Source organism: Rhodopseudomonas sp. B29 (assembly GCF_000333455.1).
Taxonomy (GTDB): Bacteria; Pseudomonadota; Alphaproteobacteria; order Rhizobiales; family Xanthobacteraceae; genus Rhodopseudomonas.
Genome location: NZ_BADD01000133.1, coordinates 1 through 6726, shown reverse-complemented (window position 1 = coordinate 6726; position 6726 = coordinate 1). Strand labels below are relative to the sequence as shown.

8 protein-coding genes and 1 pseudogene are annotated in these 6726 nt (G+C 61.2%); 3 read left to right on the top strand and 6 right to left on the bottom strand.

Features of this window, described 5'->3' with window-relative positions; genetic code table 11:
- From I5M_RS05085 to I5M_RS33045, 5 genes and pseudogenes are all read right to left on the bottom strand, one after another.
- Window positions 1-523 (bottom strand): annotated as a pseudogene (locus I5M_RS05085) (branched-chain amino acid ABC transporter permease); the annotation flags it as partial.
- A 9-nt stretch (window positions 524-532) separates the two neighbouring features.
- Window positions 533-1243 carry an ABC transporter ATP-binding protein gene (locus tag I5M_RS05080; RefSeq protein ID WP_022720419.1) on the bottom strand — a complete coding sequence of 237 codons (711 nt, stop codon included), beginning with the start codon at window positions 1241-1243 and terminating at the stop codon, window positions 533-535.
- A gap of 5 nt (window positions 1244-1248) precedes the next feature.
- Window positions 1249-1959 carry an ABC transporter ATP-binding protein gene (locus tag I5M_RS05075; RefSeq protein WP_022720418.1) on the bottom strand — a complete coding sequence of 237 codons (711 nt, stop codon included), beginning with the start codon at window positions 1957-1959 and terminating at the stop codon, window positions 1249-1251.
- Window positions 1960-1986: 27 nt separating this feature from the next.
- On the bottom strand, window positions 1987-3279 hold the full coding sequence (locus I5M_RS05070; RefSeq protein WP_022720417.1) for an ABC transporter substrate-binding protein: 1293 nt from the start codon (window positions 3277-3279) through the stop codon (window positions 1987-1989).
- Window positions 3280-3918: 639 nt separating this feature from the next.
- Complete coding sequence (locus I5M_RS33045) at window positions 3919-4092, bottom strand: hypothetical protein (RefSeq protein WP_022720416.1); 174 nt, start codon at window positions 4090-4092, stop codon at window positions 3919-3921.
- A 207-nt stretch (window positions 4093-4299) separates the two neighbouring features.
- On the opposite strand from I5M_RS33045, the gene I5M_RS05055 reads away from it, so the two are divergent.
- A complete protein-coding gene (locus tag I5M_RS05055; RefSeq protein ID WP_022720415.1) occupies window positions 4300-5199 on the top strand; it encodes a hypothetical protein in 900 nt (299 codons plus the stop codon).
- Here I5M_RS05055 and I5M_RS31740 read toward each other — a convergent pair.
- Complete coding sequence (locus tag I5M_RS31740; RefSeq protein WP_199900018.1) at window positions 5196-5420, bottom strand: DNA-binding protein; 225 nt, start codon at window positions 5418-5420, stop codon at window positions 5196-5198. The genes I5M_RS05055 and I5M_RS31740 overlap by 4 nt on opposite strands.
- Window positions 5421-5741: 321 nt before the next feature.
- On the opposite strand from I5M_RS31740, the gene I5M_RS05045 reads away from it, so the two are divergent.
- Window positions 5742-6161 carry a Rap1a/Tai family immunity protein gene (locus tag I5M_RS05045; protein WP_022720413.1) on the top strand — a complete coding sequence of 140 codons (420 nt, stop codon included), beginning with the start codon at window positions 5742-5744 and terminating at the stop codon, window positions 6159-6161.
- Window positions 6162-6164: 3 nt separating this feature from the next.
- Window positions 6165-6722: a hypothetical protein gene (locus tag I5M_RS05040; RefSeq protein ID WP_022720412.1), complete on the top strand. Its 558-nt coding sequence runs from the start codon at window positions 6165-6167 to the stop codon at window positions 6720-6722.
- Window positions 6723-6726 lie beyond the last annotated feature (4 nt).

Here is a 6726-nt window from a genome sequence, read left to right as displayed (position 1 = left end):
TCATCATCATGGCGCGGATCTCGAGGCCGCGGCGGCTGGACTTCATCCACGCCACCACGATGATCAGCATCGCCACCGAGCAGACCACGATGCCGATCTTGTCCGCCGTCAGCGTCACGTCGAATATCTTGGTCCGCCACCGCCCGAACAGATCAGGCAGCGACTTCGAGGTCGGGCCGAACAGCATCAGGAAGAGCTGGCTGCCGATCAGGCTGATCGCCAGCGTCGCGATCATGCCGCGCGAGGTGAAGGCCGGCTTATCATGCAGCGGAATGAACACCAGCAGGCAGACGATGATTCCGCCCACCGCACCGGCCAGAATGCCTGCGCCGGCGACCAGGAAAGGATCCTTGGAGACCTGCGTCGCCATCAGCCAGGCGGCGTATCCGGCGAACGAGAACACGAAGCCATAGGCGAGGTTGACGAGGCCGAGGCTCGACCAGGTGATCGAGACCGCAATGGCGATCAGGCCGTAGATGGCCGCGACCGTGATCGCGTTGATGAGGACGAATGCAATATCCATCGGCATCGCTCAGTGCCCGCCGCCGAGGCGGAACGAGGACGACGCTTCGCCCTTCAGCTTGCCGGCATGCATGCCGATGATGCGGTCAACCCGGCCTTCGAGCAGCGCGACGTTCTGCTCGGCGATGAACATCGCCGAATCCTTGAGGTCGATGGCGAGCAACGCATTCATCACCGCGATGCCGATCTTGGGCGCCAGCCCGAGCGATGGTTCGTCGGCGAGATACAGTTTGGCGTCGGTCATCAGGCCTCGGCCGATCGACACCATGCGGCGCTCGCCGCCCGACAGCCGGCCGACCGGCGTCTTCATCAGCTTGCGCAGCGGCTCGAAAATATCGAGCACGCGTTCCTTGCGCTCCTTGCGGGTGCGCCAAGCCTCGCGCGTGAACGCGCCGGAATCGAGATGTTCCTCCACCGTCAGTCCCTGAAAAATTTCATCGCCTTGCGGCATGATCGCCAGCCCCTGCCGGACGATCTGGTGGGTGTAGCGGCCGGGGCCCTGGCTGCGGGTGCGGCCGATCTGGCGGCCGTTGAGCAGGATCGAGCCGCGCTGCCAGCCGGTCAGTCCGGCGATGGCGTAGAACAGCGTGGTCTTGCCGTGGCCGTTGAGGCCGACGATGCCGACGCGCTCGCCGGGCTGGATCACGAGGTCGAGGTCGTGGATCACCCGGAGCGGACCGTAGCCCGCCGACAGTCCTTCGATCTTGAGTACTTCGGTCATGGGCCTCAATGCGCCTCGAAATACGCGGCGCGGACCGCTTCGCTGTCGATGATGTCGGCGAGTTCGCCCTGGGCGATGATCTCGCCGGCGTCCATCACCACGACGCGGTCGGCGATCGACTCGAGCAGCTCGATGCGGTGTTCCACGATGACAATTCCGACGTTCATTTCCTTGGACAGCATCCGCAGGATCTGATCGATCTCGTCGATCTCGGCGTTGATCAGGCCGGCGGCGGGCTCGTCCATCAGCAGCATCTTGGGATGGCGCATCAGCAGTGTCGCCATCAGCAGCTTGCGGCGTTCGAACGTCTTCAGGCTTGTGGTCGGACGGTCGTACGGCACGCGGAAGCGCACGAGCTGCGCGCCGTATTCGGCGTCGAACCGTGTCAGCCACGGTTCGTAGGCCTGGCGTGCCGCCTTGAACGTTTCGCCGACGGTGAGTTCTTCGGGCACCAACGGCGTCTGGTAGGTGCGGCCGATGCCGAGGCGCGCGCGCTCGAACAGCGACAGGTCGCTGATGTTGCGGCCCTCGAAATACACCTTCCCGGTCTTGGGACGAAAACGCCCCGACAGGATTTCCAGCAGGCTGGTCTTACCGGCCCCGTTGGGGCCGATAATTCCCAGCACTTCGCCTTCGCGCAAATCGAAGCTGATGTTGCGCAACACTTCGCGGCCGCCCAGGTTCAGCGACAGATCCTCACACGAGAAGAACGGCATTCCCTGCATCGAACCGCGGCCTTCCAGTTACCACCACGGCGCCGGCTTGAGCTTCGCTTCCGCGATCTCGTTCGGCCAGACGATCTTGTGGGCGCCGTCCTGCACCTGCACGAACAACTGGCTCATGCCCTTCTCGAGTTCGGCAGCTTGGTTGCCGAAGCCGTTGTCGGGGTAGTGCAGGCCTTCCTGGAATTCGTTGTTCATGTTCATCATGCCGCAGACGCCGCGATACGGATTCTCGCGGATCCACTTGCAGTTGGCGGCGAAGTCTTCGGGCGCCTTGGTGGCTTCCCACGACCGCTTCAGATACTGCACGATGTCGTAGCCGTTGCCGGTGTAGACGAGGCCCATGTTGCCGACGTATTTCGGATACTTCTTGAGATACTTGGCGCGGAAATCCTGGCCGGTCTTGTCGCCGTAGACGCCGAGCACCGTGCTCCAGCAGAAGCCTTCGGTTGCGTTGCCGCCGAGCTCGAGGAATTCCGGCTGCGACGGGCCATACTGCAGATACACCAGCGAGCCGGGCACCGGATCGGCGGCGAACTGCTTACAGAACGCGGCGTATTCGGCGGCGACCCAGTGGTCGATCATGATCGCGCCGGCGTCGACTTCCTTGAGCTTCTGGATCACCGGGCTCCAGTCGTTGACCGGATATTGAATGTCGGTGACGGCGGCGAGCTCGAACTTGTACTTCGGAATCGCCTCTTTGGCGGCCTTCAGGATGGTCTGGCAATAGCCGACCTGCTCGGCGACGATGTGGATCTTGCGGTTCTTCGGCTTCCAGACGCCGGTCTCTTCCATCTTGGTCAGCCACAGCGGATAGGTCCAGCCGTAGTTCACCTCGGAGGGATCGGTCTGCAGGATGTTGCTGTATTTGACCGGATCGGCCTTGTAGGCCAGCGTCGCGGCGCGCTGCGTATTGCCCTGCAGATAGGGAGCTTTGTACTTGGCGGCCTCGTCCATCGCCGGGATCGGCGCGAACAGGAAGGCGTTGGAGATCGCGTGCACCTTCTTGTCGATACAGGCAGCGATCGCCTGCCGGCAGCTTTCCGGCGACAGCTTGTCGACGTCCGGCACGAACAGATCGATCTGCCGGCCGAGCACGCCGCCCGCCGCATTGATCTCTTCGACTGCGAGCTTGGTACCATTGAGATGGTCGGTGTCGTCGGCGACGCCGTAAGGCGTCGACAGCGAGGACGGCACGCCGATCAGAAGCTTCTCGTTCGCCGCGAACACGGCGGGAGCTGCAAGCCCCGCGACAGTCGCGGCGGCGCCGCCTGCTGCAATCTGCAAGGCCTTACGCCGGGTCACCGACGTCATGGGGACCGTCCGACTTCCGTCATCTCGCGACTTCATCAATGCGCTCCGTTGATGAGAGCGCGTGGATGCGAGCTAATTCGCATCTCTGATGACGCTCTCCGTTGAGGTCCGGCGGGCGGAGACTAGAACACGGCGCGAGTGAAAATCAATCGTGAAAAAACATTTTTTCCTGGGAGGAAACGGAAAAAATCGAAATCGTAGCGCGCCCGCAGCTAACCGGCGGTGGTGCTACGCGGCATTCTCGCATTGCAGAGCGAGTGATTAGTTCGGTTGTTGTGCAACTGCTGCCTCGTTGGACGGCTTTGTGCGAGTGCGATGAGCAGCGGGGAGGTGAAGTGCTGTTGCGGGCAGAAAACGCGCCATCGGCGGCGGAGGAGGGGCGCCGAAGTCTCTTTGGAAATGCCGTCGGGGGGAGGCGGAGAAGGATCGCGGCGGAGCCGAATAACGCCGAACCTTCGCAGCGGAGAGCTGTTTTGATCGGCCAGGCACATCCGGCCTGGCTGATCATAGGGCGCGCGGCCCACCGGCCTGGGCTTCATCAGCGCTGGCTTCACGCCAGACCGCTTTCCCGGTGGCCGCTGCGCCGCACAGCGGCAGATCGCCGCGCCGGGGGGAGGCGGCGACCCGTGGCCCCAGACGTCAGGCCATTTGCGAGGTCAGGCCCATCTCGTTGCGGAGCTGGGCGGCCGCCAGCTCGGCCCGGCACTCCGCCGCGAAGGCGCGCAGTCGCGCCGCCGTCAGCTCGTCCAGAATGCTCTTGGCCAACCGCTCAGCACGCGAAATCTGGTCGTTCAGATAATCGATCCGGGCCATGCTCGCCTCCCATCCCACGCCGAATCTAATTTGAAGCAAATTGCTTCGTTCCGGCGGAGGCGGGCTGGGGGCGATGGTATGGTGAATGGAGGGTTAATACGATGAGACTGAACACAAGACTGATTGCAAATTCACGCCTCATGCACGCGGTCGAAGCACCTCCTATTGTTTGACTGCAAAATAGTTCAATTATCTTAGGATGAGCCAATGTACTTGGGCATCGAGCAGCAAACCGGGCTAGTCTACGTAGGATCAAACATTGGGCTGCTGATGCCCGCCGTCCCCATTCCGATCGTGACCCGGGCCCGGCTAATCAGGAATTTGGAAGACTGGAATAAAGCGCCAACTGGGCCGGTTCATTGGGTGCTACGCGAGGATACTTTTGACCCAGTGACCCGCACACGGCGCGGCCGGCTTTACGAAACTGATCCGCAATTCACCCAACCGACGAACCACTACGTGGTTCCCCACCCCTATGAAGACCCTTTTGGCCGCCAAGAGGGGCCAGGTGGACGAACTTCGAAGTCGCTGTTCTTCTACAAGACCTGCCGATCACTTCTGGTGGAGGAACGTGAAGGTTTGGGACTGATCATGGCCCTCGGCAATGCCACTACAGTTTCGGGATGGCGAATCATTCAAGCGGAAATCGATGCGACGGGTTGTCTAATTGTAACCCTGAAGGCGCTATCGGCATTCGGAATTTTGCCAAATCTAGACACGGCCAAGGTTCCGTCGGACTTACAGAAAGTAGTCCGGCAAGCCTATGAACGCGTCTTGAACTCGGCATTTAGGGAGTCGCCGATCTCGGTTATCGATCATTGCCGAAATGCGATGACCGTATTCTTGTCGGCGTGGTTAGTAAGTCAGAGCCATGATCGCTCTATTCTAGCTTGTGATCTCAGTAAGGTGGCAAAAGAAGTCGAAGGGGCGCCCCACCATAAGGCGGCGCTGAGCTGGTCGGCGAAGATCGTCGCCCGCTTCCATAGTCGGGGCAAAGACAACGAGATGATGTCCAAAGGGCTGCGTGCTCTGGTGGATGAAGATGCCGCATTCGCTTTAGAGGCACTGGGCTTGGTAATGCGGGAGCTGGGATGGGCGGAGGGCTAGATGGATTGGTTTTCTGATCTACGCTCGCCTTCCGTGCCTCCATCGTTGTCAGGAGCTTTTGCGATCGCGCTTGTGCGCTGAGTTTGGGCAACAAGATCGAGCGCGACACGCACTTCATCGGGATCGCCGACGGCGTGCACAATGTTCAAATACTCGGCGCGTGCTTCCGGTGTCCGAAGGTGTTCAGCGGCCTTGAATTTCTTCAGTTTGCTGACCTTCATTGTCAGTCCTCCAGTGCCTGCGCGATGTCCTTCGCGGTCCGGATGTCTCCTATCATTCTTTGTGGCTTCCGGTTACAAGTTGTCCGGGACGATGCTTTGTCCGGCTAACGAGATAGAGCTTTGCCCTGGTCGCGGCATTCCGGGGCATCACTCTAGTCACCCTCAGAAGATATTGCTGAGCACACAATCGGCAAAGCCGTTGGCCAGCGCAGGGCCCGTCCAGGCCATGGTGGCTGCCGCCAAAAACACGGTTTTCCTCGCTCGGCCCCCTCGATTCCGACCCCGGTTCCGATCATTATAGTCGCAACTTTGGGGAGAGTGATGAGCGGGATCCGAGTAAGTTTGGTTGCGGTGGCGCTCGGCCTGATTGGGACTGCGGCGGGCGCGGTTGAGGTGCCTGCGACGACATTCTATTCCGGCAACGACGTCTACGATTGGTGCCGCTACGACCGGCGCGCAGCCGTCAGCTATGTGGCTGGACTATACGACTCCGCCGCCCATGCCGCGGCGGTTATCGATTCCGGACGACACTTCGGCAAGGACTTGACGAACAACGACGTGGAGATCGACTTCGCGCTCAACAGGGTGGTCGGCTACTGCAAGCCCGACCGTGCCACGCTTGAGCAGGTAACCGACGTGTTCTGCGCCTACCTTAAGGACAACCCGAGCCAGCGCGGCGGTCTGCCCGCGATCATGCTTCCAGACGCCCTCAAGAAAGCGTGGCCCTGTTCCGGACGGTGACCGATGGCTGACTCTGTGAAGAAGCGCCGCGTGCGGATGGAGTCGAACCGACTGGCCGACATCATCGCCTGGCCGGGCGACAAGAACGACCTGTTCCGCGAGATCGGGCGGTTCGTCTACGAATACTCCCAGCTTGAGTTCGACCTGCGGAAGATCTTCCGAAAGAAGGTCGGAATCGACTTCGAGCACGACGATATCATGACCGCCGGCTTCGACTTCGCGAAGCTCTGCACGGCCGTGGCCGCGGCGTCCGCTATCGAGGAGGACGGCGACGCTGATCCGATACTCAAGAAGCTCATGGGTAGGTGCCACGACGTGAATGCCGTCCGCGTCGCGGTGGTGCATGGCCGGTGGAGTTCGACGTTCGGCGGCGACCGAGCAATACACGTCGCGCGCGGAAGCATGAAGCAGCAGCGCATGTTCGGGTACGAAGGCGACCTCGACGAACATTCGGATGGTATCGTGAAGCTGCGTGCCGAGATCGCGGAAGCGGTGCGTGCCGGGGACGAGCGCAAAGGCCGGCCAAAGAAAAAGCAAATCGTCCGGAAGAAGAAGACCTGACTCA